Raw genomic sequence first — 2,997 nt, 5'->3', positions numbered from 1 at the left:
GCCCATGATGAGCCTTCTTTGAAGTGTCCGCATTAACGGGTGAGAACCCCACCGATATAGAGACCCTTGCGGAATCATCGACCCGTTTTAGCTTTGAGTTGAACCCCAGCCCAAGGCAAAAACCGTGAACGCAGCACTCGAATCCGTTGAAGAACCTGAATTTTTTGCACCCGCCAACGAAGACGCGGTAGATGTTCTGATCGGACAACATACCAAGGCTCTGAAGAACCTACGGCATGTTCATGAGTTCATGTCGGGCGCAGAGATGCAGCGCGCCGCGCATTTTTTCCTCGAGGCCCAGAGCGAGCAGTTTCAGCGCTATGTGCCCGATGTTGCCAAGATTTTCGTCCTCGAACCGGCTATCAAGGCGCTCGACGCCCATTATTGGCAACGCGCTCTCGAGCTGACCGATGTGCTCGACTATATGCCTAGCGCAAAGCGCAGCGACTGGTTTGAACAGATAAGGCGCCGTGATTGCCCCGCGTTCGAAGAAGGCACGGTACGCGACAATCTGCGTCTCATGCTCGCGCAGCGCCTGGATTATCTTTCGGAGATGGTTGAGGGCATCTTTACCGGTCTTTCAGGCGAACACGTGACGAATCGCCCGGAAGGTTTCTCCAAGCGAATGATCATTGGCTATGTCTATACGGAGTACGGCTCTACAACCGACCGGGCCGGGCTGATTCACGATCTGCGCGCAGTGCTGGCGAAATTCAGAGGCACCAATCTGCCGCGGCATCAAAGCTCATCTTGGATGCTCTACCGGATTCGGGACACCACGGGGGTATGGTTCACGCTCGACGGCGGGGCTCTGCGCATTCGGGTCTATAAAAAGGGCACAGCGCATCTTGAGGTGCATCCTGATCTGGCTTGGCGCCTCAATGAGATTCTCGCCCATCGGCACCCGCGTGCGATTCCGCCGGCCTATCGGCAGCGGCCGAAGACACGCCAGCGCAAGGCCACTCTCATCAACCGGCCGATACCGTTCCCCGTGCTCAAGTTGCTCCAGTGCGGCACCTACTGGCGCGATGATCGCCCCCCGCGTCAGGCCAATGAGTTCTGCTTTGGCTGGGAGTCCAGGGATGATCGTAAGCTGCTGGCGGAGGCGCAAGCCGTGCTCGAAGCACTGGGGGGCGTTCCGATCCATAACGGCAACTCGTACCTGTTCGACTATCCCGCCGATCAAGTCATTAACGAGGTCGTGTTCAGCGCGATGCTCCCCGATCATCGTTCGCATCAGTTCTATCCGACACCCTCGAGCTTGGCGCAGGAGGTCATCGAGGCCGCCCAGATTGGCCCGGGCCACCGCTGTCTTGAGCCGAGCGCCGGGCAGGGCGGGTTAGCGCGCTACATGCCCAAGGATTGTACCCGTTGCGTCGAGGTCAGCGCCTTGAACTGCCAGGTTCTGCGAGCACGCGACTTCGAAACGACCGAGGCGGATTTCCTGTCATGGCGCGACGGTGTGTTCGATCGCATCTGCATGAACCCGCCGTTCGATCGCCGACGCGCGCTAGCGCATCTTGAGCACGCAGCCTCCATGCTGGCGCCGGGTGGGCGGCTCGTGTGTGTGCTGCCGGCGTCGTATAAGGACAAGATGCTGCTGCCCGAGCTTAAAACTTCTTGGTCGCGCACCTACGTCGATGCGTTTCCGGGCGTATCGATCAGCGTGGCCATACTCACGGCGCAGGTGCCGGGTTGAGCGACGGCCGCGAAGCTGCAATGTTGAGATCGTCAACGTATAATGACGACATCGACAGTGAGGTATAACGATGAGCGCGAACGTAGAGATCACTCGCAGTGAACGCACACTCGCCCTGCTGGGCGGTGGTCGGTTCATCCAGTTATCAGCGCGCGAGCTGGGCAATCCGGCCAAGGTCAGGAGCGTGATCAGGGCGGGCCTGCCTGTGGCCAGCGCCCAGTACGCTCGTGAACATAGCGGCGTGCCAAACCGTTTGTTCGATCAGGTGGTACCGCGCACGACGCTGATTTCTGCCGGTAAGAGCAAATCCAAGCGTTTATCCAAGCCGGTATCCGAGGCAGTATTGCGCGCGGCCAAGATCATCGCGCTCGCCGAGGAAGCGTTTGGGGATCGCGATCGCGCGATGCACTGGCTCAATAGCTCGAATCCGGTGTTCGAAGACGAAGCGCCGATCACCCTGACCGATACCGAAAGTGGTACCGAATGGGTCGAACAGGTGCTGGGTCGGATGATGTACGGCGTTGATGCTTGATGCGCTTGTATCGTGTCGCCCAGGAACAGTATGCCGAGGATCTAAGCGGCAAGGGCGCTGAACTATACGGCGGACGGTGGACCCCTGTGGGGTACCCGGTGGTCTACGCGGCGGAGCATCCAGCGCTTGCTGGTTTCGAGAAGCTCGTTCATGGCGGCATCGGCCTGGCGAATGCGCCGCTCACGCATCGGCTGATCGTGCTCGACGTGCCTGATGGCTACGTCGAGCGTGTGGCGCATGTACCGAACGATCCCATCGATGTCGGGCAGGCGTGGCTCGATGCCGGCGACAAGCCGCTGCTGCGAGTGCCATCGGTGGTGGTGCCCTATGCCTGGAACTACCTGATCAACGTCCTTCATCCCGTGATGGCGGGTCTAGCCGTCAGCGATAACGTCGCGTTCGTTTTCGATCGGCGTATTGAAGCAGCGACCATCCCCCGCTATTGAGTAGCACGTCGATCTGGAGTCCAATCACCCGAAGCCTGGAGATTGGACATGAAGAAGCGCTATACCGAAGAGCAGATCATCGGTTTTTTGAAGGAGGCCGAGGCCGGTACGCCGGTTAAAGAGCTGTGCCGCCGGCACGGCTTTTCCGAGGCGAGCTATTACACCTGGCGGAATAAGTTCGGCGGCATGGACGTCTCGGATGCCAAGCGACTGAAAGCGCTTGAGGCCGAGAACAGTCGCTTGAAGCGGCTATTAGCCGAGTCGATGCTCGAAAACGAGGTCACGCGCGAGGCCTTGCGAAAAAAATGGTAACCGCAGCA

Annotated in this window: 3 protein-coding genes and 1 pseudogene; all 4 read left to right on the top strand. The window is 59.3% G+C overall.

Annotation, left to right across the window (positions count from 1 at the left end):
- The first annotated feature begins 124 nt into the window (after window positions 1-124).
- Window positions 125-1,699, top strand: a complete 1,575-nt coding sequence (locus T5B8_RS19890) for a DUF4942 domain-containing protein (RefSeq protein WP_353180996.1) — start codon at window positions 125-127, stop codon at window positions 1,697-1,699.
- A 70-nt stretch (window positions 1,700-1,769) separates the two neighbouring features.
- Window positions 1,770-2,231, top strand: a complete 462-nt coding sequence (locus T5B8_RS19885; RefSeq protein WP_353180995.1) for an Xre family toxin-antitoxin system antitoxin — start codon at window positions 1,770-1,772, stop codon at window positions 2,229-2,231.
- A gap of 5 nt (window positions 2,232-2,236) precedes the next feature.
- The gene (locus T5B8_RS19880) at window positions 2,237-2,677 is read left to right on the top strand and encodes an RES family NAD+ phosphorylase (protein ID WP_502950822.1); all 441 of its coding nucleotides are present in this window, start codon (window positions 2,237-2,239) and stop codon (window positions 2,675-2,677) included.
- Between the two features lie 48 nt (window positions 2,678-2,725).
- A pseudogene (locus T5B8_RS19875) lies at window positions 2,726-2,983 on the top strand (transposase); the annotation flags it as partial.
- Between the last annotated feature and the right edge of the window lie 14 nt (window positions 2,984-2,997).

The sequence above is a fragment of the Salinisphaera sp. T5B8 genome (assembly GCF_040361255.1).
GTDB lineage: Bacteria > Pseudomonadota > Gammaproteobacteria > Nevskiales > Salinisphaeraceae > Salinisphaera.
The sequence above is the reverse complement of the archived record's forward strand: the minus strand, read 5'-3'. Positions and strand labels throughout refer to the sequence as shown.

Bases quoted from the DNA above. Each gene is read 5' to 3' on its own strand.
- T5B8_RS19885 (WP_353180995.1), top strand. From the start codon at position 1,770: ATGAGCGCGAACGTAGAGATCACTCGCAGTGAACGCACACTCGCCCTG.